This window comes from Micromonospora sp. NPDC050276 (assembly GCF_044459545.1).
Taxonomy (GTDB): Bacteria; Actinomycetota; Actinomycetes; order Mycobacteriales; family Micromonosporaceae; genus Micromonospora.
Map to the genome: position 1 here is coordinate 501,731 of NZ_JBITJA010000003.1, position 25,162 is coordinate 526,892.

The 25,162-nt window shown below is 70.8% G+C and carries 23 protein-coding genes; 11 read left to right on the top strand and 12 right to left on the bottom strand.

The annotated features are described in order from the left end of the window. Positions 1 to 98: 98 nt before the first annotated feature. The gene (locus tag ACIBF8_RS08370; RefSeq protein ID WP_396781664.1) at positions 99 to 560 is read right to left on the bottom strand and encodes a hypothetical protein; all 462 of its coding nucleotides are present in this window, start codon (positions 558 to 560) and stop codon (positions 99 to 101) included. An 812-nt stretch (positions 561 to 1,372) separates the two neighbouring features. Here ACIBF8_RS08370 and ACIBF8_RS08375 point away from each other — a divergent pair. From ACIBF8_RS08375 to ACIBF8_RS08400, 6 genes are all read left to right on the top strand, one after another. Continuing rightward, positions 1,373 to 1,936, top strand: a complete 564-nt coding sequence (locus tag ACIBF8_RS08375; protein ID WP_396781665.1) for a plasmid pRiA4b ORF-3 family protein — start codon at positions 1,373 to 1,375, stop codon at positions 1,934 to 1,936. A gap of 264 nt (positions 1,937 to 2,200) precedes the next feature. Beyond that, positions 2,201 to 3,508: an extracellular solute-binding protein gene (locus ACIBF8_RS08380; RefSeq protein WP_396781666.1), complete on the top strand. Its 1,308-nt coding sequence runs from the start codon at positions 2,201 to 2,203 to the stop codon at positions 3,506 to 3,508. Positions 3,509 to 3,618: 110 nt separating this feature from the next. Continuing rightward, complete coding sequence (locus ACIBF8_RS08385; protein ID WP_396781667.1) at positions 3,619 to 4,605, top strand: carbohydrate ABC transporter permease; 987 nt, start codon at positions 3,619 to 3,621, stop codon at positions 4,603 to 4,605. A gap of 13 nt (positions 4,606 to 4,618) precedes the next feature. Then, on the top strand, positions 4,619 to 5,521 hold the full coding sequence (locus tag ACIBF8_RS08390; protein ID WP_396781668.1) for a carbohydrate ABC transporter permease: 903 nt from the start codon (positions 4,619 to 4,621) through the stop codon (positions 5,519 to 5,521). After that, on the top strand, positions 5,518 to 6,939 hold the full coding sequence (locus ACIBF8_RS08395; RefSeq protein ID WP_396781670.1) for a GH1 family beta-glucosidase: 1,422 nt from the start codon (positions 5,518 to 5,520) through the stop codon (positions 6,937 to 6,939). The genes ACIBF8_RS08390 and ACIBF8_RS08395 overlap by 4 nt, the downstream gene beginning before the upstream one ends. Before the next feature lie 82 nt (positions 6,940 to 7,021). After that, a complete protein-coding gene (locus ACIBF8_RS08400) occupies positions 7,022 to 8,068 on the top strand; it encodes a LacI family DNA-binding transcriptional regulator (protein WP_396781671.1) in 1,047 nt (348 codons plus the stop codon). A gap of 99 nt (positions 8,069 to 8,167) precedes the next feature. On the opposite strand, the gene ACIBF8_RS08405 is transcribed toward ACIBF8_RS08400, so the two are convergent. Next, the gene (locus ACIBF8_RS08405; RefSeq protein WP_396781673.1) at positions 8,168 to 9,379 is read right to left on the bottom strand and encodes an acyl-CoA dehydrogenase family protein; all 1,212 of its coding nucleotides are present in this window, start codon (positions 9,377 to 9,379) and stop codon (positions 8,168 to 8,170) included. Further along, positions 9,379 to 10,458, bottom strand: coding sequence for a phosphotransferase family protein (locus ACIBF8_RS08410; RefSeq protein WP_396781675.1), 1,080 nt, complete (start codon positions 10,456 to 10,458; stop codon positions 9,379 to 9,381). The genes ACIBF8_RS08405 and ACIBF8_RS08410 overlap by 1 nt, the downstream gene beginning before the upstream one ends. A gap of 150 nt (positions 10,459 to 10,608) precedes the next feature. Here ACIBF8_RS08410 and ACIBF8_RS08415 point away from each other — a divergent pair, with 150 nt between their 5' ends. Continuing rightward, on the top strand, positions 10,609 to 11,310 hold the full coding sequence (locus ACIBF8_RS08415) for an amino acid-binding protein (RefSeq protein ID WP_396781676.1): 702 nt from the start codon (positions 10,609 to 10,611) through the stop codon (positions 11,308 to 11,310). An 89-nt stretch (positions 11,311 to 11,399) separates the two neighbouring features. Next, the gene (locus ACIBF8_RS08420; RefSeq protein WP_396781677.1) at positions 11,400 to 12,476 is read left to right on the top strand and encodes a GNAT family N-acetyltransferase; all 1,077 of its coding nucleotides are present in this window, start codon (positions 11,400 to 11,402) and stop codon (positions 12,474 to 12,476) included. 193 nt (positions 12,477 to 12,669) lie between these two features. On the opposite strand, the gene ACIBF8_RS08425 is transcribed toward ACIBF8_RS08420, so the two are convergent. Both ACIBF8_RS08425 and ACIBF8_RS08430 read right to left on the bottom strand, forming a co-directional pair. Then, positions 12,670 to 14,238, bottom strand: coding sequence for an aldehyde dehydrogenase family protein (locus tag ACIBF8_RS08425; RefSeq protein ID WP_396781678.1), 1,569 nt, complete (start codon positions 14,236 to 14,238; stop codon positions 12,670 to 12,672). A 314-nt stretch (positions 14,239 to 14,552) separates the two neighbouring features. Beyond that, positions 14,553 to 15,296, bottom strand: a complete 744-nt coding sequence (locus ACIBF8_RS08430) for an LPXTG cell wall anchor domain-containing protein (RefSeq protein ID WP_396781679.1) — start codon at positions 15,294 to 15,296, stop codon at positions 14,553 to 14,555. Between the two features lie 356 nt (positions 15,297 to 15,652). On the opposite strand from ACIBF8_RS08430, the gene ACIBF8_RS08435 reads away from it, so the two are divergent. Continuing rightward, entirely contained in the window at positions 15,653 to 18,556 is a 2,904-nt protein-coding gene (locus ACIBF8_RS08435) for a glycoside hydrolase family 9 protein (protein WP_396781680.1), read from the top strand. A 59-nt stretch (positions 18,557 to 18,615) separates the two neighbouring features. On the opposite strand, the gene ACIBF8_RS08440 is transcribed toward ACIBF8_RS08435, so the two are convergent. The 3 genes from ACIBF8_RS08440 to ACIBF8_RS08450 form a co-directional block, all read right to left on the bottom strand. Further along, positions 18,616 to 19,560 carry an endonuclease domain-containing protein gene (locus ACIBF8_RS08440; RefSeq protein ID WP_396781681.1) on the bottom strand — a complete coding sequence of 315 codons (945 nt, stop codon included), beginning with the start codon at positions 19,558 to 19,560 and terminating at the stop codon, positions 18,616 to 18,618. Between the two features lie 273 nt (positions 19,561 to 19,833). Further along, positions 19,834 to 20,058: a hypothetical protein gene (locus ACIBF8_RS08445; RefSeq protein ID WP_396781682.1), complete on the bottom strand. Its 225-nt coding sequence runs from the start codon at positions 20,056 to 20,058 to the stop codon at positions 19,834 to 19,836. Positions 20,059 to 20,113: 55 nt separating this feature from the next. Beyond that, positions 20,114 to 20,365 carry a hypothetical protein gene (locus ACIBF8_RS08450; RefSeq protein ID WP_396781683.1) on the bottom strand — a complete coding sequence of 84 codons (252 nt, stop codon included), beginning with the start codon at positions 20,363 to 20,365 and terminating at the stop codon, positions 20,114 to 20,116. 152 nt (positions 20,366 to 20,517) lie between these two features. Here ACIBF8_RS08450 and ACIBF8_RS08455 point away from each other — a divergent pair, with 152 nt between their 5' ends. Beyond that, positions 20,518 to 20,940, top strand: a complete 423-nt coding sequence (locus ACIBF8_RS08455) for a DUF488 family protein (protein WP_396781684.1) — start codon at positions 20,518 to 20,520, stop codon at positions 20,938 to 20,940. A 77-nt stretch (positions 20,941 to 21,017) separates the two neighbouring features. Here the strand turns inward: ACIBF8_RS08455 and ACIBF8_RS08460 are convergent, their stop codons facing one another. After that, complete coding sequence (locus tag ACIBF8_RS08460) at positions 21,018 to 21,662, bottom strand: TetR/AcrR family transcriptional regulator (RefSeq protein WP_396781685.1); 645 nt, start codon at positions 21,660 to 21,662, stop codon at positions 21,018 to 21,020. Positions 21,663 to 21,833: 171 nt separating this feature from the next. Between ACIBF8_RS08460 and ACIBF8_RS08465 the strand changes: the two genes are divergently transcribed. Beyond that, the gene (locus tag ACIBF8_RS08465) at positions 21,834 to 23,279 is read left to right on the top strand and encodes an MFS transporter (protein WP_396781686.1); all 1,446 of its coding nucleotides are present in this window, start codon (positions 21,834 to 21,836) and stop codon (positions 23,277 to 23,279) included. A 110-nt stretch (positions 23,280 to 23,389) separates the two neighbouring features. Here the strand turns inward: ACIBF8_RS08465 and ACIBF8_RS08470 are convergent, their stop codons facing one another. Genes ACIBF8_RS08470 through bioB form a run of 3 tightly spaced genes read right to left on the bottom strand, consistent with a single transcriptional unit; the run spans position 23,390 to position 25,124 of the window. Continuing rightward, entirely contained in the window at positions 23,390 to 23,896 is a 507-nt protein-coding gene (locus ACIBF8_RS08470; RefSeq protein ID WP_396781687.1) for a GNAT family N-acetyltransferase, read from the bottom strand. 4 nt (positions 23,897 to 23,900) lie between these two features. Next, on the bottom strand, positions 23,901 to 24,110 hold the full coding sequence (locus tag ACIBF8_RS08475; RefSeq protein ID WP_396781688.1) for a hypothetical protein: 210 nt from the start codon (positions 24,108 to 24,110) through the stop codon (positions 23,901 to 23,903). 18 nt (positions 24,111 to 24,128) lie between these two features. Beyond that, entirely contained in the window at positions 24,129 to 25,124 is a 996-nt protein-coding gene (gene bioB / locus ACIBF8_RS08480; protein WP_396781689.1) for a biotin synthase BioB, read from the bottom strand. Between the last annotated feature and the right edge of the window lie 38 nt (positions 25,125 to 25,162).

Consider the following 25,162-nt stretch of genomic DNA (forward strand, 5'->3'; position numbering starts at 1 on the left):
GCGCTCGGCAGATCATCGCTCCAAGATAGATTGTCCGAACATGGCGGAACGCCGGTGCGTGGACATCTGCCCGCACCGGCGCCCGACCAGTTGCCTCGTCAGCCCTCGTCGAAGTACTGGGCCGTGCAGACGACGTTTCGGTACGACAAGACCGGATAGTCGAAGCAGGCACGCATGTAGGTGCCGGCGTTTCCTGCCGCGTACTGCGCGACCCAGTAGGTTTCATTCCCGGCGGTGATGTTGGTCTTGGGGCACTGCTCCCAGGTGGAGCCGTTCTTCCGTTCCACCCAGACCCGGTCGCCGCTTTCCAGATTTCCCGACACGTGGGCGGTGCTCTCGTCGTTGTTGCGTTCGTTCCTCAATAGCACGGTAACGCCGCTTGGACTCCGCGAGCTGACCGTATGGGGCAAGGACTTCACTGTCACCCAGACCCCGGAATCCGGCGAGCTGCACGAGATGGCTTGGGCTGGCGTTGCGGTGATGGCGACGGCCATAGGGGCGGCAATGAGGGCAGCGAATGCGATCCGCAAGCCCTTTGTCGCAAACTTGCGATGGGCCATAGCTTCTCCTCCTAATTCGACAGGATCGATCCCTGGGTACGCTCCCACAGGGCTGGGTCGCAGTCAACCGTGCCTATGGTCGCTGATCGGAGGGGCAGCAGCGCCGGCCTACGTCGTGTATCTTCAGGCGGGCCAGCGTTGTCAGCCAGGCACCTTCCCTGGGTAATTCTGACTGACGACTGGTGGCGTGAGCGGTAGTGAAGTTGTGTTTGATTGGGCGACCAGTGCGGGGGTGTTGGTTACTCGGCTCTTTCTGGTTCCGTGCAGGCCAAGGCGCGTTCGCTTCCTGGCCCTATAGGCGCATGCCGCTTCGTTCGAATCGTGGAATAATCCCCTGCGCCGGAATTGAGTGGCTCTGCCGATTGTGGCAACTGGGGGACCCTGCCTTCACATATGCAGCCCTTGCTGATGGTCTTCTTGGCCTGGGAGGAACATCAATCAACGGCTGTTCTGTGCCCAGTGCGCGTAACCCTCGTCCGGCTGACGTTCTCCAGGGGTTGGCAGATTCCGGTGGGAGTGCCGCGATTGCTTGACCGCTCGGGCCGACACGTTGTTCGACCTGACGGACGCGTCGTCGTGGCGACGGGGAGCGGTGGGCATTACCTGCTGGCGTCGTCGAGCGGCTGCGGCCAGAGCTGCCGGATCGGAAGTCCGACCCTCATTCGCCGGCCGGACCGGTGACCGGAGGGGTGGGTTCGGCGGTACGGTGCTGGCAGTCGCACCAGTTCCGGCCCGGGCAGTCGTCGTGTCGCCGGGCCCGGCACGCTCGGCAGATCATGCTCGCAGCCTAAGCCGCGGGAGGACAGGACAGCATGGCGCGTCAGATCTTCCAGCTGAAGATGTCCCTCGCCGGCGTCCGTCCGTCGGTGTGGCGCCGGGTGCTCGTGCCGGCCGGCTACACGCTGGACCGGCTGCACCGGGTGGCGCAGCACGCGATGGGTTGGCGGGACTGCCACCTGCACTCGTTCGAGATCGACGCGATGCAGTACGGCGAGCCCGACCCGGACGGCGAGTTGGGCCTGCACGACGAGTTGGACGTGCGGCTCGACGCGGTGCTCGGCAAGGGCAGCCGGTTCTCCTACACGTACGACTTCGGCGACTGGTGGGAGCACGACCTGGTCGTCGAGGACGCGCTGACCGCAGACCCGGACGAGCGGTACCCGGTCTGCGTGGACGGGGAACGGGCCTGCCCGCCGGAGGGGATCGGCGGGCCGGCGGGCTACCGCGCGCTCCTGGTCGCCCTGGACGACCGGGCCGCGCCGGCCGATCTAGCCGACCCGCAGCTGGCGTTACTGCGCGACTGGGCGGGCGTCACCTTTGACCCGTCCCGCTTCGACCCCGACCGCGCGACCACCCTGCTGCGCCGCTTCTGCTGACCGGTGCGGCTGGCCCGACTGCCGCTTCCTCGCCGCATGTGTTCGTCCGAAACAGGGCGGTAACGATCTGGGAACGCTCCCAACGGTCTATTGACACCTTCGGGGCACCCCGGCAATCTCATGGGAGCGCTCCCGGGGGAGTGGCGGAGATCTCCTCACAGCTCCCCCCGCGACGCCACGGCCACCGGCTCGGCGACAGCAGGGCGCTGCAGCATCCCCCGCCACATAAGCACCACCATGCCTCACCAATTGAGAGGGGTCAGGATGAGCGTCACCTCACGTCGCCGCTTCGCGGCGGTCACGCTCGCGTCCGTCGCCGTGCTCGCAGCGGCAACCGCCTGCGGCGGAAGCGACTCGTCGTCCGGGTCGGATGGCAAGGTCACCCTGGTCGTCGACGTCTTCGGCGACCAGGGCTTCGGCTACGAGGAGCTCTACAAGCAGTACCAAACGGAGCACCCGAACGTCACGATCCAGGAGCGCGGCAAGGGTCTCGGCCTGGGCGACTACAACACCCGGCTCACGCAGCAGATCACCGCCGGGGCCGGTGCCGGCGACGTCGTCGCCCTCGAAGAGGGCACGATCGTGCAGTTCTTCGCGCAGGCCGACAAGTTCGTGAACCTGGCCGACCACGGCGCCAACGACCTCAAGGGCAACTTCCTGCCCTGGAAGTGGGAGGGTGGCCTGACGCCGGACGGCAAGGTGCTCGGTCTCGGTACCGACGTCGGTGGCATGGCCGTCTGCTACCGCAGCGACCTCTTCAAGGCCGCCGGCCTGCCGACCGACCGCGAGCAGGTCGGTGCCCTCTGGCCGACGTGGGACGCCTTCATCGAGCAGGGCAAGAAGTTCGCCGCCGCCGACAAGAAGCACAAGTTCGTCGACTCGGCCACCAACTTCTACAACATCGTGCTGATGCAGACGGCGGGCGCCGGCACCGGCTACACCTACTTCGACAAGAGCAACAAGCTCGTCGTCGGCGAGAACCCGGACGTGCGGTCCGCGTTCCAGACGACCACCAACATGATCAGCGCGGGTCTGTCGAACAACCTGCGGAGCTTCTCCAACGAGTGGAACGCCGGCTTCAAGAACGGCAGCTTCGCCACCATCGGCTGCCCGGCGTGGATGACCGGTGTCATCAAGGGTCAGGCCGGTGACGCTGCGGCCGGCAAGTGGGATGTGGCCAAGGCGCCCGGCAGCGCCGGCAACTGGGGCGGTTCCTGGCTGGCTGTGCCGAAGTCCAGCAAGCACCAGAAGGAAGCCGCCGAGCTGGCCAAGTATTTGACCACCGCCAAGAGCCAGACCGAGGCCTTCAAGAAGGTCGGTAACCTGCCCTCGTCGCCGCAGGCGCTCAACGACCCGGCCGTGCTCGCCGCCACCAACGAGTACTTCAGCGGCGCGCCGGTCGGCAAGATCTTCGCCGCTGGCGCGACCGACCTGAAGCCGGTCTACCTCGGCCCGAAGAACCAGGCGGTCCGGGACGCGGTCGAGAACGCGCTGCGCAGCATCGAGCAGGGCAAGGCCGCCGACGCCGCTTGGCAGGACGCCGTGAAGAACGGCCAGGCAGCAGGCAAGTAACGGCTGTGACGCGCTCACGGGTGGTGCCGGAACGGCACCACCCGTGAGCCCGCGTCGGAACGCCCTGCCGCGGCGCCCCACCACGCGCCGCCGAGTGTGAAGGACCGCTCATGAGCTCCCTGAAGACCCCCGCGCCACCGGGCGCGTCGGCCCGCGGGCCGCGCCCAGCGCCGCGGCACTCAACGGCGCGCCGCCGGCAGCTGAACCGGCTGGACCTGCGCTTCACCCCGTACGTCTTCGTCCTGCCGTTCTTCGTGCTCTTCGCGATCTTCGGCGTCTACCCGATCGTCTACACGTTCTGGATCGCGATGACCGACCGGTCACCGATGAACGCGACGATCAGCTTCGTCGGTCTGGACAACTTCGTCGAGCTGTTCACGAACGACCCGCAGTTCTGGAACGCGGTGGTGAACACCTTCGGGATGTTCGCGCTCTCCACCATCCCTCAGCTGATCATCGCGCTGCTGCTGGCGAACGCGCTGAACCGGCGCATCCGCGGCCAGATGTTCTTCCGACTGGCCATCGCGATGCCGATTATCACTTCGACCGCCGTGGTGGCGCTCATCTTCTCGATGATCTACGCCCGCGATTTCGGTCTGATGAACTGGCTGCTCGACCTGGTCGGCGTCGGCCCCATCGACTGGCGAGCCAACCGTTTCGCCTCCTGGTTCGCCATCGCCACGATGGTCGACTGGCGGTGGGTGGGCTACAACGCCCTGATCTACCTCGCGGCGATGCAGTCGATCAACAAGGACGTGTACGAGGCGGCCGCCCTCGACGGCGCCTCGCAACGCCGCCAGTTCTGGTCGATCACCATCCCGCAGCTGCGTCCCACCATCATCTTCACGCTGATCATCTCGACCATCGGCGGTCTGCAGCTCTTCACCGAGCCGCTGATGTTCACCAGCGGCTCGGGCGGGCTCTCCGGCGGCACGGAGGGGCAGTTCCAGACGATCACGATGTACCTGCTGGACGTCATGAACCAGCGGTTCCGGTGGGGATACGCCGGCGCCGTCGCGCTGGTGCTGTTCCTGCTGATCGCGTCCGTCTCGTTCCTCAACTACCTGCTGGCCCGCCGCATCAGCTCCGACAAGTGAGGGTGGCCCACCCATGACCAGTACCACTCTGCGACCGCCGACGGTGCGGCCCCCGGCCGAACGCACCGGCATCCGCCACCGGGCGGAGAAGCTCTGGACGGCCAGCCCACTGACCTGGATCGGGCTCGTCCTCGGCGTGATCCTGTCGCTCTTCCCGTTCTACTGGATGATCGTCATCGCCTCGCGGACCAGCGACGCGGCGAACTCGTGGCCGCCGCCGTTCCTGCCGGGCGGCAAGCTGGGCGAGAACATCCAGCGGGTGCTCGACAACGGCGACGCGAACATCGTCAAGGGCCTGATGAACTCGTTCCTGGTGTCGGGCACGATCACACTGGCGACCGTGTTCTTCGGCTCGCTCGCCGGGTTCGCGTTCGCGAAGCTGCGCTTCCGCGGCAAGAACGCGCTGCTGCTCATCATCCTGGCCTCGATGATGATTCCCATTCAGCTCGGCGTGCTTCCGCTGTACATCCTGATGGCGAAGCTGGAATGGCTGAACACGATGCCGTCGGTGACGGTGCCGTTCCTGATCGGCGGCTTCGGCATCTTCATGATGCGCCAGTACGCCGAGCAGGCGGTCCCCAACGAGCTGATCGAGGCGGCGCGCGTCGACGGCTGCTCCACCTGGCGTGTCTACTGGCACGTGGTGGTGCCGGCGTTGCGGCCGGCGGCGGCCGTACTCGGGCTGCTCACCTTCATGGAGCAGTGGAACCAGTTCTTCTGGCCCTTCGTGGTGCTCGCCGACCCGGCCAACCCGACCGTGCAGATCTCGCTGCGCAGTCTGAACACCGCGTATTTCGCGGATAATTCTCAGATTTTCGCGGGTACGCTCATCGCGACCCTTCCGCTGTTCATCGTCTTCGTGCTGTTCGGCCGCCAGATCATCGGCGGGATCATGGAAGGTGCCGTCAAGTCGTGAGCAACCCCGCCAGCCCACCCGCCGTCGACGTCCTCGACGAGCGCCCCGGGCTGACCTTTCCACCCGGATTCCTCTGGGGGGCCGCGACCGCGGCGTACCAGATCGAGGGGGCGGCGGCCGAGGACGGCCGCGCCCCGTCGATCTGGGACACCTTCAGCCACACCGAGGGTCGGGTCGTCGCCGGGCACACCGGGGACGTGGCGTGCGACCACTACCACCGCCTCGGCGACGACGTCGCGCTGATGGCCGAGCTGGGCCTGAAGTCGTACCGTTTCTCGGTCTCCTGGTCCCGGGTGCAGCCCAGCGGCACCGGCGCGGCCAACCCGCGTGGCCTGGACTTCTACCGGCGACTGGTCGACGAGCTGCGGGCCAACGGCATCGAGCCGTGGCTCACCCTCTACCACTGGGATCTGCCGCAGCCGTTGGAAGACGCCGGCGGCTGGCCGGCCCGGGACACCGCGGCCCGCTTCGCCGACTACACGACCCTGGTGGCCGACGCACTCGGTGACCGGGTGCGCTACTGGACCACGCTGAACGAGCCGTGGTGCTCCGCGTTCCTCGGCTACGGCTCCGGCGTGCACGCGCCCGGCCGCACCAACGGAGCGGACGCGGTGCGCGCCGGTCACCACCTGATGCTCGGTCACGGCCTGGCCGTACAGGCCCTGCGAGCCGCCCGGCCGGCCGCCGAGGTTGGCGTGACCGTCAACCTCTACCCGGTCGACCCGGCCAGCGACACCCCCGCCGACTTCGACGCCGCACGGCGGATCGACGGGTTGGCCAACCGGTTCTTCCTGGACCCGCTGCTGCGTGGGTCGTACCCGCAGGACCTGGTGGCCGACCTCAGCACGGTGACCGACTTCGACCACGTGCGCGACGGCGACCTGGCGACCATCTCCACGCCGCTGGACCTGGTCGGGGTCAACTACTACAGCCGGCACGTGGTCGCCGCGCCGGTCGAGGGCGTCGCGGCCGACCCGGCCCCGTCGTGCTGGCCGGGCAGCGAGGACGTCCGGTTCGTCACCCGTGGCGTTCCCGTCACCGACATGGGCTGGGAGATCGACGCCCCGGGCCTGGCCGAGACGCTGCGCCGGGTGCACGACTACACAAAGCTGCCCCTGTACGTCACCGAGAACGGTTCCGCGTTCGTCGACTCGGTGGTCGACGGGCAGGTCGACGATGCCGATCGGCTGGCCTACTTCGACGCCCATCTGCGTGCCGCGCACCAGGCGATCGACGCCGGAGTGCCTCTGCGGGGATACTTCGCCTGGTCGTTGATGGATAATTTCGAGTGGGCCTGGGGTTACACCAAGCGGTTCGGCATGATCCATGTCGACTACGAGACCCAGGTCCGCATCCCCAAGTCCAGCGCCAAGTGGTACGCCTCGGTGATCCGGCGCAACGGTCTGGCCGCACAATAGGCTCGGGCCAGCCATCAGGACGGCCCCGGCGTCCACCTACCGCAGGTGGCGCCGGGTCCGCCCGCCGTCGGAGGAGCAGACGATGACAACGCAGCGCACCCGGTCGCTCGGGCGCCCGACTCTCGACGCGGTCGCGGCGCGTGCCGGCGTCGGCCGGGGCACGGTTTCCCGCGTGGTCAACGGCTCGCCCCAGGTCAGCCCGGAAGCCCGAGCCGCGGTCCAACAGGCCATCGCGGAGCTGGGGTACGTGCCGAACCGGGCCGCCCGTGCGCTCGTCACCCAGCGGACCGACTCCGTCGCGCTGGTGGTGTCCGAATCCGGCGATCGGGTCTTCACCGAGCCGTTCTTCGCCGCGATCGTGCGGGGGATCAGCTCCGGGTTGCTGGAGACGCCGATGCAACTCTGGCTGGCCATGGCGCAGTCGCCGGTGGAGCGGGAACGGGTCGAGCACCACCTCACCAACCAGCACGTCGACGGCGTACTGCTGCTGTCGTTGCATGATTCCGACCCACTGCCGACGCTGCTGGAGGAGCGCGGCCTGCCCGCCGTGCTCGGCGGTCGGCCCGCCCGGATGCTGCAACCCGGCGCCCAACCGGCCTGGTTCGTCGATGTGGACAACGTTGGCGGGGCCCGCCAGGCGGTGGAATATCTGACCCGGCAGGGGCGGCGACGCATCGCCACCATCGCCGGTCCGCAGGACATGGGTGCCGGCCTGGCCCGGTTGGCCGGCTACACCGAGGCGGTCAAGGCCACCGGTGCCAGCGTCAACCCCGACCTGATCGCGTACGGCGACTTCAGCGAGGGCAGCGGCGTGACCGCCATGCGTCGGCTGCTGGACTCCTGCCCGGACCTGGACGCGGTCTTCGTCGCGTCCGACCTCATGGCGTTCGGCGCGCTGCGTACCCTGCGCGAGGCCGGCCGGCGCGTGCCGCAGGACGTCGCGGTGATCGGCTTCGACGACGCGACCATCGCCCGACAGGCGGAGCCGCCGCTGACCACGGTCTTCCAGCCGGTCGAGGACATGGGCCGGCAGATGGCCCGCCTGCTGGTGGCCCGGATCCGTGGCGAGGAGCTACCCGCCTCCCACATCCTCCTGGACACCCAACTGGTCCACCGAGCCTCCGCCTGACCCACCCCACCCCACCGGGGCTTCTCCGTTGATCATGAAGTTGTTGCCCTGACACGACGACGTGGAGGGCAATAACTTCATGATCAACGAGGGTGGGGGTTACCGGGCCCAGCGGCGGAGTTCGCGCTTGGCCAGGGAGTTGCGGTGGACCTCGTCGGGGCCGTCGGCGAGGCGCAGGGTGCGGGTCTGCGCCCAGAGGGCGGCCAGTGGCGTGTCCTGGCTGACGCCGGCACCGCCGTACCCCTGAATGGCCTTGTCGATCACCCACTCCGCCATCGCCGGCGTGCCGATCTTGATGGCTTGGATCTCGGTGTGCGCGCCCTTGTTGCCGACGGTGTCCATCAGCCAGGCCGTCTTGAGCACCAGCAGCCGGGCCTGCTCGATGCGGACCCGGGACTCGGCGATCCACTCGCGGACCACGCCCTGCTCGGCCAGTGGCCGGCCGAACGCGATCCGCTCGTTGGCGCGGCGGCAGAGCAGCTCCAGTGCCCGTTCGGCCATCCCGATCAGCCGCATGCAGTGGTGGATCCGGCCCGGCCCCAGCCGGGCCTGGGCGATCGCGAAACCGGTGCCCTCGGCGCCGATCAGATTTTCCGCGGGCACCCGGACGTCGGTGAAGTCGATCTCGGCGTGCCCGCCGTGCGACCCGTCGGTGTAGCCGAAGACGGTCATGCCGCGGCGCACGGTGACCCCGGGGGTGTCCCGGGGGACCAGCACCATGCTCTGCTGGCGGTGCCGGTCGGCGGTGGGGTCGGTCTTGCCCATCACGATGAAGATCTCGCAGCGGGGGTCCATCGCCCCGGACGACCACCACTTACGCCCGTTGATCACGTACTCGTCGCCGTCGCGGGTGATCCGGGTGGCGATGTTGGTGGCGTCGGAGGACGCCACGTCCGGCTCGGTCATGCAGAACGCGGAGCGGATCTCACCCTCCAGCAGCGGCATCAGCCAACGCTGCCGCTGCGCCTCCGAGCCGAACTCGGCCAGCAACTCCATGTTGCCGGTGTCCGGAGCCGCGCAGTTGACCGCCTCCGGCGCGAGGTGCGGGCTGCGCCCGGTCAGCTCGGCCAGGGGAGCGTACTGGAGGTTGGTCAGGCCGGCGCCGTAGCGCGGGTCGGGCAGGAAGAGGTTCCACAGGCCGCGCTTACGGGCCTCCGCCTTCAACTCGGCCAACACCGGGGTACGCGACCACGGGTCCCCGGCGGCCACCTGCTCGGCGTGCACCGCCTCGGCCGGGTAGACGTGCTCGGTCAGGAACCGGGTCAGCTCGTCGCGCAGCTCCTCGGTCCGGGCGTCGTATGAGAAGTCCATCACCGCTCCCTGGCGGCGGTCAGCCCGTGCGTGACCAGCGGTGCCACCATCTCGCCGATCCGGTCGAAGCCCTCGCCGAGCGTCTGCCCGAGCGTGTGGCGGTAGTGGATGCCCTCGCAGATGACCGCGAGTTTGAAACAGCCCAGCGCCACGTGCCAGTGCAGCGGGCCGACGTCCACGTCGGCGCGTCCGGCGTACCGGTCGATCAGCTCGCTGCCGGTGGGGAAGCCGGCGCGCGGGCCGAGCCCGTCGGCGACCGGGTTGCCGGCGGTGGTCTCGCTGCCACCCAGCACGTCCCAGTACGTCAGCAGCAGCCCCAGGTCGGCGAGGGGATCGCCGAGGGTGGCCATCTCCCAGTCGAGCACCGCGTGCACGGCGACCGGGTCGGCCGAGGCGAGGAGGTTGTCCAGCCGGTAGTCGCCGTGCACGATCCGGCCGGCGTTCGCGCCCTCCGGGGCGGTCGCCGCGAGCAGGTCACGCAGCTCGTCGATGCCGGGTAGCGGGCGGCTGCGGGAGCGGTCGAGCTGCCCGGCCCAGCGGCGGACCTGCCGGGCGAGGTAACCCTCGGGGCGGCCGAAGTCAGCCAACCCGACCGTGGACGGCTCGACGCTGTGCAGCGCGGCGAGCGTGTCCATCATCGCCATGGCGAGGGCCCGGCGGCGCTCGTCGCCCAGCGGGTCGGTCTGCGCCCGGGTGCGGAACACCTCACCGGGCATCCGCTCCATCAGGTAGAACGGCGCCCCGATCACCTCGGGGTCGGTGCAGAGCAGCAGCGCGCCCGGGACGGGCACCTCGGTCGGTGCCAGCGCCGAGATGACCCGGAACTCGCGGCCCATGTCGTGCGCGGTCGCCAGCACATGCCCCAGCGGGGGACGGCGCAGCACGACCTCGCGGTCGCCGAGGCGCAGCAGGTAGGTGAGGTTGGACTTGCCGCCCGCGATCAGCTGGGCCCGCACCGGCCCGACGGCCAGCTCGGGTCGGTGCTGGGTCAGATAGTCGGCGAGTCGGCCCAGGTCGAGCCCCGCAGGGGAGACGGAAACGGCCCCCGGCCGCGACGCATCGACGGCCGGATCGCTCATCCGACTAGTTGATGGCAGCCCGTTCACGTTGTCAAGGTCGGAATTTCCGCTCGGGACATGCCCCTGCAACAGGGACGAAATGGTCAACCACCAGGCTGGGAGCAGCCTGCCGGCCGCTCTAGCGCCGGCCCGCCGAGCGGAGGGACAGACATGTTGCTGCGAGTTCGGGTCACCCTGCCGGACCGTCCGGGCACCCTCGGTCAGGTCGCCCGTACGTTGGGCGTCTCCGGGGCGGACATCGTCCAGGTGGTGGTCCTCGAACGACTCGGCGGGCGCGCGGTGGACGATTTCACGGTCGTCTGGCCGGGTGCGGCGCGGGTGGAGCGGCTGCTGGCTGGCCTGGCGGCGATACCGGGCGTGCGGGTGGACGGCGTGTGGCGGGCGATCGGCGCGCCCACCACCACCGGCCAGGACGCGGAGCTGCTGGCCCAGGTCGCCGCCAACCCGGCAGACGGGTTGGCCACCCTGGTCGACGCGGTGCCCGGGCTGCTGGCCGCCGATTGGGCGGTGGCCGCCGTGGTGCCGGTCGACTGGGCCTCGCGGACCGGGGGTGGCGGGGCGACCGTGGGGCATGCGAGCTGGCGTGCTCCCGTACCCCCGCGGTTGCCGGAGGTGACCCCGCTGCGCGGTCGGTCGATGACCACGCCCGACGGCACCCACCACGCGATCGCGCCGTTCGGCCGGGCCGGCCTGGTGCTGGTGGTGGCCCGCGAGCACAGCGAGACCCTCTCCGCCGCGGCGTTCCACAGCACCGAGGTGGACCGGCTCACCCAGCTCGTCCGTGCCTGCGCGGTGATCCTCGGCGACCGGCTGGATCTCGTCGGCGCGCCGCCGGTGGTCGCCGGCCCCTGAACGGCCCGAGGAGTTCCCGGGCCGACACCGCCGAGCAACCGGGTGGCAACAGGCGGGGGTGAGGCTCTTACCGGGGAAGGGAGCCAACCATGACGTTGTGGCGGATCCGGGCGACGGTGGACGACCGGCCGGGTTACCTGTCGGTGCTCACGGCGAGCCTCGCGCTGCGCGGGGTCAACATCCTCACCGTGCAGGTGCAGCCCACCGAGCACGGCGCGGTGGACGACTTCCTGGTCGACGCACCGGACGCGCTCGACGAGGCCGAGCTGATCGCCGCCGTGGAGCGGGGTCGGGGCCGGGACTGCTGGGTGGCGCGCAGCGAGGCGCGTGGTCTGGCCGACCAGCCCACGCGGGTGCTCGGGCTGGCCAACCGGCTGGTGCGTGACCCGGACGCGACGGGCGAGGCGTTGCGGGCCCTGCTCGCCGCCGACGTCGTCAGCTGGCGGCCGGCGTCGGTCGGCGTCGAACGGGGGATCAGCGGCGCCAGCATGGTGCTGGCCGACCCGGCGGGCGGTTCGTTCGCGCTGCGCCGGGCCGCGCCCGACTTCACCCCGGCGGAGTACGCGCGGGCGCAGGCGCTGGTTCAGTTGGCCGCCACCGTGGCGCGCCGGGCCGCCGAACAGGCCACCCTGGTGCTGCCCGACGGCGCGGAGGTGGCTGTCCGGCCGGCCAGCGCGCACGACCTGTCCGGCGTTGTGGAGCTGCACGAGGCGTGTTCACCGCGCAGCCGACAGCGGCGTTATCTGGGTGGGGCGGCGCTGCCGCAGCCGGCCCGCCTGCGCCAGCTGCTGGAGCCGAGCCGAGGGTTGACGCTGATCGCCACGACCGTTGGCCCGGACGGTACGGCCGACTCGGTCGTCGCGATGGCGAACCTGCTCGGTGAGGGCGACGAGGCCGAGGTGGCGTTGCTGGTGCGGGACGACTGGCAGCGGCGCGGGCTCGGCTCGGCGTTGCTGCGCCGGTTGGTTCAGCACGCCGACCGGTCCGGGTACGCCGCACTGGTGCTGCACCTCCAGGCCAGCAACGATCCGATGCTGCGGACGCTGCGCCGGCTGGGCCGACCCGGCTCGGTGGAGCGCGACGGCGGGTTGCTCACCGTCGCGGTCCCGCTCGCCGTCACCGGCACGGCGGACCGGAACGGCGCGTTCTCCACGCCCCGTACCTAGCGGCGTCCTCCTCTAGTGCCGCCAGTTCACGATCCGGGCGCCGAGGGCCGCGGCCCAGAACGTCCCCGCCCGCTCGGCGTCGGACACGCCTAGGGAGAGCTGCGCGATCAATGCCATTCCCCGACGGTACGCGCGGATGAGGCCCCCTGTGTGCGCCGAGCCGCCTCCACAAGGGGCCTCTCCCGTGAGGCTGTCAGGTGGTGGGGTAGCTGTTGTAGTCGGGGAAGTTGCCGTAGAGCCGGCCGTCGCCGCCGACCGTGACGGCCTGCACCAGCAGGTCGCCGCCGACGAACGCGCCCTTCCAGGAGGCACCCCGGCCGCCGAACGGCTCGTCCCGGTCACCGCGCGAGCGCGGCTTGTTGATACCCACCTTGAACGCCTGCAGGTCCACCGCGAGCTTGCCGGCCTCGTCGGTGTCGTCGCAGGCCAGCGAGGCCACCAGCGCGCCGTTGGAGGCGTTCATCGCGGCCAGCAGCTCATCGGTGGTGTCCACCACGACGATCGTGTCGACCGGCCCGAACGGCTCGGCGTGCATCAGCCGCGATCGGCCGGGCGGGGCGAGCAGCACCGACGGCGCCACGTACGCCGAGATGTCCTGCCCGGGTAGGAACGGCGCTCCGGTGAGCTTGCCCCGGTGCAGGGGGACCGCGCCGCCGCGGACCGCCTCGTCGACCTTGCGGCGTAGCTCATCGGCCTTGGCGGCGCTGATCAGCGGCCCGAAATCCAGCTCGGGTAGCGGGTCACCGGCGGCCCAGTCGTCGTCGACGGCGAGCGGGTGACCGAAGCGGACCGAGCGGACGACCGGCAGGTACATGTCGAGGAACTCATCGACCAGGTCGCGTTGCACCACGAACCGGGGGTAGGCGGTGCAGCGCTGCTTGCCGTACTCGAAGCCCTTCTTGAGGTGGGTGGCGAGCAGGTCCCACTGGGAGAAGTTCCAGATGCCCCAGGCGTTGAGCCCTTCCTGCTCGATGAAGTGCCGCTTGTCGCTGTCGAGCAGCGCTGCGGCCACCTTGCCACCGTTGGACCGGCCGCCGACGAAGGCGACCGCGCCGATCTCGGGTGCCCGGACCAGCACCTCGGACAACTCCTCGCCGCTACCGGAGACGAGCGTGGCGGGCAGACCGGCCCGGCGCATCAGGGCGTGCGCGACGGTCAGGCACACCGCGCCGCCCTGAGAGGGGGTTTTGGCGATGACCGCGTTGCCGGCCAGGAGCTGCACCAGCTCGGCGTGCACCAGCACGCTCATCGGGTAGTTCCACGACGCGATGTTGCTGACCGGGCCGGGTAGTGGCTTGCGGCCGCCGGCGAGCATGCGGTCGATCTCGCCCGCGTACCAGCGGACGCCGTCGAGCGCCCGGTCCACATCGGCGCAGGCCAGCCGCCATGGTTTGCCGATCTCCCAGACGAGCAGCAGGGCGAGCAGGTCGCGGTGGGCGGTGAGCGAGTCCAGGGCGTCGACGACCCGGGCCTTGCGGTCGGCGAGGGGGGTCTGGGCCCAGGCCCGGTGCGCGGCGGCGGCGTGCGCGACCGCGGCGCGGGCGGTGTCGGCGTCGAGCCGGGGCAGGTTGATGACGACGGTGTTGTCCACCGGGGTGCGGACCGCGGCGGGCTGGCCGCCTGCCCGCCACTCGCCCTCGACCAGGTTGTGCAGGGTGATGACGCCGTCGACCTCGGCGCCGAACGCCTCCGGGGTGACGGCCACCGCGCGGGCCAGGATGTCGGCCCAGGCGGTGCCGTCGGCGAGCCGTAGTAGTGCCATCGCTCCTCCTCAGGGTTGACCGGGGAGCGGCGGCGTCGATGGCACCGCTGGTGATCGGTACTGTCTCGCGCTCGGTAGCGGGTCAGCAACAGTACGTTTGTCTGGTTGGACGTTGTTGGCACCGTTATGCCCGACGGCCCGCTCGGGCGCCGAGGGTCTGAGCTGCGGATGCAGTAGTCCACACATCGGCGGTCATCGATGATGTGATGTCGTCAACTGAGGTTACCTGCGAGTACGCCGGCCGCGAGGTGGGAGTGACACCCGCGACCGACGGCAGGAGCGAGGTCCAGGGTCGGTCGCGGGTGTCCGCCGGTCTAGCTGGTGAAGGTGATGCGGTCGCGACGTCGGCGCATCATCAGCAGGGCGCCGCCGGCGATCAGGGCGAGACCGCCGAGCGCGATGCTGGTGGCGGCCGTGCCGGTGATCGGGAGGCTACCCCCGTTGTCGCCGCCGCCACCGCCGCCAGCGCTCCCCGACGGGGAGGGCGATCCGCCCGGCGTCGTCGACTCTGTCGGCGCGACGGAAGGCGTCGGTGAACCGGTGGTCGGCGTCGGTGACCCGGTGGTCGGCGTGGGCGTCGGTGACCCGGTGCTGGCGGTGCCGGCGCAGGTGTGACTGAGGTTGAACTTGTCGCCCTCGCCGCTGACCTCGGCGCTGCCGCCGGTCAGCGTCCATCCGGCCGGGGTGAACAGGTAGGCGTGCTTGACCTGCTTGTCGCCGTTGCCGTTGGCGGACAGGAAGTCGGTGTAGGGATCCGTGGGGTCCGGCACGGTCACCCGCACGGACGCGCCCCCGGTGTCCGTGAAGGTCAGGGTCAGGCTCTGGAAGTCACCGGCCTTGTTGGTGGGCAGCACGAAATGCCAACCGTCCTGGTTGGCGGGTCGGGTGTCGAACTTCGGGTCCCGGCACTCCTGCTGGAACTTCCCCGCCGTCGCCCCGACGTGGGCCGGGTTGAGGGGGACGGTGCTCAGCGCCCAGGCCGGGGAGGTGATGGCGAGTGCGGCCGTGGTGGCGGCCGTGCAGACGGCCGCGCGCGTCAGGCGCCGACGCAGTGGCATGGGGATCCTCCGAAATTGGGTCGAGGGGGCGGCCCATGATCCGTCTTCAGGGGTCGTCAGCGGCATCGGCCAACCGGGCTGAGCAGGGGTGGCGTCCTGGACGGAAGTGGCCGCCGGGTCGACTTTCCGGGTTGCCGTGCGTGTGTCGTCGTAACGCGTACGAGCCTTGCGGCGCTGTCCGCGCTTGCGGGCTTCCCAAGCGACGTCACGGCCGATACATTGTCGACTATCCATGGGAGCGCTTCCACGGCTGCCCCTGGTGACACCGCCACCCCACCGTCGCCGGTGGCCACGCCGCCCCCACGCCGTCCCGCGTTCGGTGCGACCACCGGCGGCGCCTCCGACAGGAGCCCGCCATGCGCCATCTGACCCGGCCGGTTCCCGGCCGATCCGGCCGGCCGCCGGTCGCCGACCAGCCCTGGCCCAGGCGAATGCTGGCCGCCGGCATCGCCCTGCTCACCGGACTGTCCCTCGTGGTCGCCGCCCCCCTGACCGGGACCGCCTCCGCCGCGCCGGCGGCGACCTACAACTACGCCGAGGCGTTGCAGAAGTCGCTGCTCTTCTACGAGGCGCAGCAGTCCGGTCGACTGCCCGACTGGAACCGGGTCTCCTGGCGCGGAGACAGCGCGCTCACCGACGGCGCCAGCGCGGGTCTCGACCTCACCGGCGGCTGGTACGACGCCGGCGACCACGTCAAGTTCGGCTTCCCCATGGCGTTCAGCGCCACCATGCTCGCCTGGGGTGCGGTCGAGTACCGCAGCGGCTACACCGCGTCCGGACAACTGCCGCACCTGCTCAACAACCTGCGCTTCGTCAACGACTACTTCATCAAGGCGCACCCCTCGGCCAACGTCCTCTACGGACAGGTCGGCAAGGGCGACGACGACCACAAGTGGTGGGGTCCGGCCGAGGTGATGCCGATGGCGCGGCCCGCGTACAAGATCGATGCGAGCTGTGGCGGCGCGGACCTGGCAGGGGAGACGGCGGCCGCGATGGCCGCCTCGTCGATGGTGTTCCGGCCCACCGACGCCGCGTACGCGGACAAGCTGCTCGGCCACGCCCGGCAGCTCTACACGTTCGCCGACACGGTGCGGAAGGCCTACCACGAGTGCATCACCGACGCCACGAGCTTCTACCGCTCGTGGAGCGGCTGGCAGGACGAGCTGGTCTGGGCTGCGATCTGGCTGCACCGGGCGACCGGCGAGGCCAGCTACCTGGCCAAGGCCGAGAGTGAGTACGACAAGCTCGGCACCGAGAACCAGACCACCACCCGCTCCTACAAGTGGACCATCGCCTGGGACAACAAGCAGTTCGGCGCGTACGTGCTGTTGGCCAACCTGACCGGCAAGCAGAAGTACGTCGACGACGCCAACCGGTGGCTGGACTACTGGACCGTCGGGGTGAACGGGCAACGGGTGCCCTACTCGCCGGGCGGGATGGCGGTGCTCGACTCCTGGGGCGCGCTGCGCTACGCCGCGAACACCTCCTTCGCCGCACTGGTCTACAGCGACAAGACCACCGACACCACCCGCAAGGCGCGCTACCACGACTTCGCCGTCCGGCAGATCAACTACGCGCTCGGCGACAACCCGCGTAACTCCAGCTACGTCATCGGGTTCGGCGCCAACTCGCCGCGCAACCCGCACCACCGCACCGCGCACGGCTCCTGGTGGGACAGCCAGACCGTGCCCGTCGAGACCCGGCACACCCTCTACGGCGCGCTGGTCGGCGGCCCGTCCTCGGCCAACGACGCGTACAGCGACAGCCGGTCGGACTACGTGATGAACGAGGTGGCCACGGACTACAACGCCGGCTTCACGTCCGCGCTGGTCCGGCTGACCTCCGAGTACGGCGGCACGCCGCTGGCGAACTTCCCGGTCGCCGAGACGCCGGACATCGACGAGCTGACCGTGGAGACCACGGTGACGCAGGCCGAACCGCGGGCCACCGGGCTCAAGGTGATGGTCTACAACAAGTCCGCGTTCCCGGCCCGCGCGCTGACCGACGGCCGGTTCCGGTACTACTTCCGGCCCGACGGCACCGGCGGAGTGCAGGTCACCGCGGGCTACACCCAGGGCTGCCCGTCCCCGACCACGGCCAAGCAGTTCAGTGGGGACATCTGGTACGTCGAGGTGGACTGCACCGGGTACACCATCGCCCCGGCGGGTCAGTCGCAGCACCGGATGGAGGTCCAGTTCAAGATCGGTGTACCGGAGGGCGGCACCTGGGACCCGACCAACGACCCGTCGTACCAGGCCACCGCCGGGCCTAACCGGAAGGTGCCGCTCTACTCCGGCGCCACCCGGGTCTGGGGTGAGGAGCCGGGCCCGGCCGTTCCGGACACCACCGCGCCGACCGTCCCGGGCACCCCGGTGGCATCTGGCCTCACGCCCCGCTCGGTCACGTTGACCTGGGCGCCGTCCACGGACACCGGCGGCAGCGGCCTCGCCGGCTACGACGTGCGTGAGTTCATGGTCGGTAACGACGTGGTGGCGACCCGGCGGGTCACCGAGAACTCGATCACCATCACCACGTTGCTGCCGGAGCGGACGTTCGAGTACACCATCGTGGCCCGCGACGGCGCGGGTAACACGTCCGCCGCCTCGCCGAAGCTCACGGTGACCACGCCACCGGCCGGCACCGCCGACACCACCGCGCCGAGCACGCCCGGCACTCCGGTCGCCTCGGCGGTCACCGCCACCGGGCTCACCCTGGCCTGGACCCCGTCCACCGACAACGTGGGCGTCACCGGCTACCGGGTGTACCGCGAGGCCGGCGCCACCGACGTGCTGGTCGCCTCGCCCACCGGCACCACCCAGGCGGTGTCCGGGTTGACCGCTTCGACGGCGTACCAGTTCTACGTGGTGGCCGTGGACGCGGCCGGCAACACCTCCGCGGCGTCCGCGCCGGTCGCGGTGACCACCGCGGCCCCGCCGGTCGGCGGCACCTGCACGGTGGGGTACGCCACCACCGACTGGGGCACCGGCTTCACCGCCAACGTGTCGATCACCAACACCGGCACCACCGCGATCAACGGCTGGACCCTGCGGTTCAGCTTCCCCGGCGGCCAGCGCGTCAACCAGGGCTGGTCGGCGGCGATCAGTCAGAGCGGCGCGGCGGTCACCGCCACGAACCTGTCCTACAACGGCACGATCGCAGCGGGCGCGTCGGTGAGCTTCGGCTTCAACGGCACGTACAGCGGCGCCAACCTGAAACCGACCGCCGTCACCCTCAACAACACCCTCTGCACCCTCGCCTGAGCCGAGATCTTGGACAGTTGTCGTTACCAGGTAACGGCAACTGCCCAAGATCGGCGTGCTCAGGTGCGCCAGCCGGCGGCGACCAGGGCGCCGCGGACGGTGGCGGCGACCTCGTCGGGGCGGGCGCGGACCAGCCAGGCCGGAAAGCGCAGAATCCGGTCGCCGCTGGTCCACACGTCGTTCTGCCGGCGCATGTCGGCCGCCCACTGCCGGACGTCCATGTGGTGCGCGCCGTCGATCTCGACCTGCAACCGCCACTCCCGCCAGTACGCGTCCAGCCAACGGTTCCGTCCCGCCGCGTCGACCCGGTGTTTCTGTAGATCCGGGGCGGGCAGTCGGTACCGCCGGCAGAGCCGCACGAAGTCGATCTCGGACAGCGCCTGCGCGCCGCCCGCGACGTCGTCGATGGTCTGCCGGATCAGGCGCCGGCGGGGCGCCCGGGGCAGGACGGCGAGGACCGCGTCGAGTTCGTCGGCAAGCACCCGTCGCTGCTGGCAGCCGGCGGCCAGCAGCCCCTGCGCCTCGTCCACCGTGCGCGCCCAGCCGGCCGCGTCCACCAGGGACCGCGCGGTCGTGGTGCGGGGCGGGCGGCCCAGTTGGACGTGCGCCTCCGGCAGCACCGACGTGCGGTGCACCAGGACCGCGGGCATGTCGATCGGCAGCCGCCGCAGGCTGGTCCGCGCGGCACGGCGAACGGCCGGCACCAGCACATGCAGCGGCTCGATTCGCAGTCCGCGTACCCCCGCCTCGGTGGCGGCGGTGGCACCGGCCAGCACCGCGCCCGGGCCTGCGGCGAGTACCGCCACCCAGAGCTGCTGGTCGCGGGTGAGCCGGCCGTTGCCGGTGAGCAGGATCGCGCGGCAGATCGAGCGCCAGCGACCCGAGCGGATCCGGCCCCGCACCACGCCCTCGGTCAGCAACCGGGTGGCCTGGGCAGTGGTGAGGACGCCCGCCTGCTCGAAGGCGAGCCAGTCGAGGGCGTCGGCGTCGTCGGTAGGCAGCATTTCGACGAGTCTGGCCGCCGTGCCACGGCCGCGCCGCCAGATCTTGGACAGTTACCGTCAACGCGGAACGGTAACTGTCCAAGATCCGCCGCGCTGGCGCGTGCAGGCGCGGGCGTGTCCGGGCAAGCGTGTCCGCGCGGGCGTGTCCGGGCAAGCGTGTCCGCGCGGGCGTGGGTGGGTGGACGTGCCCGGCGTGGGTGGGTGGATGCGGCGGGCGTCGGTGGGTGGACGTGGCAGGCGTGGGTGGGCGGATGTGGGCGGGCGTGGGTGCGGTCAGGGGGCGGTGTCGCGGGCGGGGCGGTGGGCCGCCCACCACAGGGACACCCCCCGGCCGCCAGGGCGAGCATCGTGAGCACGCCACGGGGGCCAGTCGATGTGGTTGTCCAGGAACGACACGCCCGCGCCGACCACCAGGACGGCGCCCGGCAGGGCGACCCACCGGTGTCGCCACAGCGCGACCGCGGCGGCGAGCACCACCGCGGCGAGGAACGCCCACACGCCGACCTCGGCGATCGCGTTGCCCGCCTCGAAGAGCGACGCGATGGCCGCCGCGTCACCCCCGCCGCGCAGCTTGACCGTGCCGGCCGACCCCGGCGAGTACGTCCAACGCGGTGTAGCAGACGGCGTACGCGTATCCCAGAACCGCGACTGCCACCAACAGCGCCCGACCGCCGGCCGCCACGCGTACGGTCAGCCACGGGCCGAGCGCCAGCAGCGGGAACACCGGCAGCAGCCATACGTGCAGGTCCCACCAGTGCTCGGCGCTGGCCGGGGTGAGCAGCATCGGGTGGGTCAGCCCCACCACGGCGAGCACCAGCGGTGGCAGGGCGCACCCGGCGAGGTCACGCAGATGGGATCGCTGCGGAGAGATGACCGAAGGATATCGGTGCCGATCGAATCCTGCGGCCCGGCGGAGCGTGAGGGACAGGTCATCGGGTTTCGGGGCAGACCAGCGTCGTGCGGGAGTTGCTGACCGTCGGACACGGCGCGGCCGACCGGGTGCGGCTGGGCGAGCTGCTGACCGGGGCCGGGGTCGCCCTGGTGGTGGATGTGCGCCGCTACTTGGCCAGCCGTACCAACCCGGATGTCCGGCGCGAGGAGCTGGCACGCTGGCTGCCCGAGCGCGGGGTCGACTACCGCTGGGAGCCGCGCCTGGGTGGCCGTCGGCACATCCCGGCCGGGGAGCCACAGCCGGACACCTGGTGGACGGTGGCCGCGTTCCGGGCGTACGCCGCGTACACCCGTGGCGCATCTGCTGCCGGCCGGGCGGCTCAGCCCGCACCGCCCGGCCGAGGGTGCCCGCAAAACTTCCGACGGGCACCTGTGCTGGGACGGCTGAGTCAGTTGGCGAGGTCGTCGGCGAACTTCGTCCCGGGGTAGCCGATCCCGCGGCGGGGTGAGCGGCTGACCGGCACCGGGGACGGGCCCGTCGTGGGCGGGCGACGGTCGGCCGGTCGCTAGGGGGAGCGACGCGCGGGCGTTGCCTCGTCGACGGCTGTGGCCCAGATCCCGGCGCGGGCTGCGGCGAGGGCGGCTTCGGCAGCGCGGTCGGCGTCGGCTTCGGTGAGGGGGGCACCGGTGTTGAGGAGTGCGTAGTAGAGCGGGGCGGAGACGGCGGCGATGACGCGTCGGGCGTCGGTGCCGGCGGGGAGTTCACCGCGCCGGACGCCGTCGGTGACGCACCCGGACCACTCCTCGATGCGGGTCGTGTAGAAGCGGTGCAGTGCCTCGGCGGCCTGTTCGTTGCAGAGCGACGCGGCGATCAGGGCCTTGAACAGGCGCTCCTGCCGGGGGTCGTTGAGGGTTTCGACCACCAGGTGGGCGTTGGCGTGCAGGTCGCCCTCGACGGAGCCGGTGTCGGTGCGAGGCAGGGACTGGGCCGCCATGTCGTCGAGCAGGTCCGCGGCGAGTGTGCCGGGGGTGCCCCAGCGGCGGTAGACGGTGGTCCGGCCCACCCCGGCCCGACGGGCAACCTCGGCTAGGTCCAGAGCGTCGAAGCCCGCCTCAGCCAGGACGTCGGCGGCCGTCTGGAGGACGGTTTCGCGGACGCGCGCGGTGCGGCCACCGGGCCGGATGGTGCCGGGAGCGGGGGGCTCAGCCATGGGGTGGATCTCCTTCGCGCGACGAACGATGACGCAGAGACATGTTATCGGAACGGGAGTTCCGTTACGACCATGCGGGGTGATACGGTTCGCGGAGTAATGGGACTCCAGACCCGTTAAGCGGTCTCGGGTGCCTGCCACTGGCGTCCGCTCAGCAAAGGAACGAAGGTCATGTCCGCAGTCAGCGCCGCTCCGCAGCGCACCGCGTCTCTCGTCGCCAACCCCCCGCATCCACTCCGGCTCACCGGCCGACTCCGGCTGGTCCTCGCCGTCCTGCTGGTCGCCCAGTTCATGCTGGCCGTCGACTTCTCGATCCTCAACGTCGCGCTGCCCGCGATCGGCGACGGTCTCGGCTTCTCCCTGTCTAACCTCCAGTGGATCGCCACCTCCTTCGCACTGAGCGCGGCCGGTTTCACCCTCCTCTTCGGCCGCATCGGCGATCTGGTGGGCCGTAAGCGGATCTTCCTCGGCAGCCTCGGCCTGCTCGGCGCGGCCTCCCTCATGGGCGGCCTCACCACCAGCCCCGAGGGCCTGATCGTCGCCCGCGTCGCCCAGGGCCTGGCCACCGCGGCGGCCACCCCCGCCGGGCTCGCCCTGCTCACCACCTCCTTTCCCGAAGGCCCGCAGCGGCAGAAGGCCCTGGGGCTCAGCGGAGCGTTGATGTCGGCCGGGTTCACCACCGGTGCCATCCTCGGTGGCGTTCTCACGGACCTGCTCTCCTGGCGCTGGGCCTTCTTCTTGAACGTGCCCGTCGTCCTCGCCGTTCTGCTGATCGCTCCCTTGGTCATCCAGGAGTCGAGGCCCACCGACCGTCCCCGGCTCGACCTGCCCGGCGCCTTCTCCGTGACCCTCGGCCTGCTGGGGCTCGTCTACGGCCTGACCCAGGCTGGCGAGCACGGCTGGACCGACCCGCGCGCCCTGACCGGGCTGCTCGCAGGAGTCCTGCTGCTGGTGGTGTTCTACCTGGTCGAGCGGAAGGTGACCCAGCCGCTCGTCCCGCTGCGGGTGCTGCGTCGCCGCAACGTGGCTTGGGGCAATGTGCTGGGACTGCTCGCCTTCGTCACGGAGACCTCGCTGGTCTACCTCCTCACCCTGTACATGCAGAAGACTCTCGGCTTCTCCGCCCTGGTCGCCGGGATCTCCTTCGGCGTCCTGGGCCTCGGCACCCTGGTCGGCGGCCTGCTGGCCCCGAGGGTGATCGCCAAGACCTCCACGTTGACCACGCTGGTCGCGGGCGGCCTCATTCAGGCCGTCTTCACCGCTGCCCTCCTCTTTCTGGGCATGGCGACAGTTCCCTCGATGGCGCTGCTTCTGCCCGCCACCTTCTTCGGCGGCGTCGGCAACATGCTGGTCATCGTCGGTTTCATGGTCACCGCCACCAGCGGACTGCCGGACCGGGAGCAGGGCCTGGCCACCGGCCTGGCCACCATGTCCCAGCAGGTCGGCATCACCATGGGCACACCGGTCATGGCCGCGATCGTCACCGCGGCCACCACGGGTGCTGCCACGGCAGCGGCGATCCTGGACGGCGTCACCATCGCGATCGCCGTCAACGCCGCCCTGGTGGGGCTCGGTGTCCTCGTCGCCGCCGTCTTCCTGCGCGGCAGGGCCGCCTGAGGCAACGGGCGATGCCGGCTCGTCCGGTGGACCCGGGGGCGCAGGGCGCCATCCCACCGCTCGGGTCCACCCGGCGCGCCGGGGACGGACGTGGCGTCGGCGCTGGACGCTCAGCCGGTGAGGTCGTCGGCGAGCAGGTCCATCAGTAGGCCGTCGTGCCAGCGGCCGTCGGAGCCGCGCTCGTAGCGGCGCAGGATGCCCACCGGACGGAAGCCCACCTTGGCGTACGCCCGGATGGCCGCAGTGTTCGCCGCCGCCGGGTCGATGGTGAACCGGTGGTGACCGTGCTGGTCGATCAGGTGCCGGACCAGGGTGCGGATGGCGTCCCCGCCGAGGCCGGCACCGCGTACCGCCGGGTCGAGGAAAACGTCCAGGCTGGCGTGCCGGTAGTCCGGGTCCGGCTCGGCGTACCACTGGATCGCGCCGACCACCCGGCCGTCGTGCTCGATGGCGTAGAGGGCCAGCTCGTCGTCGGCCAGGTCGGCGCGCACGGACGCGGCCAGGTCGTCGCCCCCGCGCCACCAGCGGCGTACCTCCGGGGCGGCCCGGATGGCCGCCAGCGCGGGCACGTCGTCGTCGGTCACCGGCCGCAACGTCACCGCCTGCCCGCGCAGCACCGGATCAGCCCCGGATCTCGCCGTGCTCGACGCAGACCGCCGACCAGCCGACCGGCAGCACCTGCACCTTCATCCGGCGCCGGCACCGCCGGCAGTAGCGCGGAGGCTCCAGCGCCCGGGCCGCCGCGCACGGCTCGTGCCCGCCGTTCGCCGCGTCCGTGCCGCAGCGGTCACACCAGCGCGGCGCCACCACGGGCTCGACAAGCTCGGTCACGTCGTCCTCATCCGTCTTCTACAGGGTCGCCGACAGCGCCTTCACCGGCATCTTCAGCTCGTCGAGCAGGTCGAGGTCGGCGGTGGCCGGTCGACCCAGCGTGGTCAGGTAGTTGCCGACGATCACCGCGTTGATGCCGCCGAGCAGACCGTCACGGGTGCCCAGGTCACCGAGGGTGATCTCGCGGCCACCGGCGTACCGCAGGATGGTGTGCGGCATGGCCAGCCGGAACGCGGCGATGGCCCGCAGCGCGTCCTTGCCCTCCACCACCGGGCGGTCACCCAGTGGGGTGCCGGGCCGCGGGTTGAGGAAGTTGAGCGGCACCTCGTGCGGGGCCAGCTCGGCGAGCTGCGCGGCGAACTCGGCCCGCTGCTCGACGGTCTCGCCGAGCCCGAGGATGCCGCCGCAGCAGACCTCCATGCCGGAGTCGCGAACCATCCGCAGCGTCTCCCAGCGCTCCTCCCACGAGTGCGTGGTGACCACGTTGGGGAAGTACGACCGGCAGGTCTCCAGATTGTGGTTGTAGCGGTGCACGCCCATGTCGACCAGGTCGTCGACCTGCTCCTGGGTGAGCATGCCCAGCGACGCGGCGACCTGGATGTCGACCTCCGCCTTGATGGCGGCGACACCCTCGCGCATCTGCTTCATGAGCCGGGCGTCCGGGCCGCGAACCGCGGCGACGATGCAGAACTCCGTCGCCCCGGTCTTGGCGGTCTGCTTCGCCGCCTCGACCAGCGACGGGATGTCCAGCAGGACCGAGCGCACCGGCGAGGTGAACAGGCCCGACTGCGAGCAGAAGTGGCAGTCCTCCGGGCAGCCGCCGGTCTTGAGCGAGACGATCCCCTCGACTTCGACCTCCGGGCCGCACCAGCGCATGCGCACCTCGTGGGCGAGCTGGAGGGCGGCGGGCAGGTGCTCGTCGGGCAGGTTCAGCACGGCGAGAATGCCGGCCTGATCGAGGCCGACACCGTCACCCAGGACCTGGGTCCGGGCCTGGTCGAGGATCTCTGGCATGGCTCGTACCCTACAAGGCCCCCCGATCAGCCGGAATG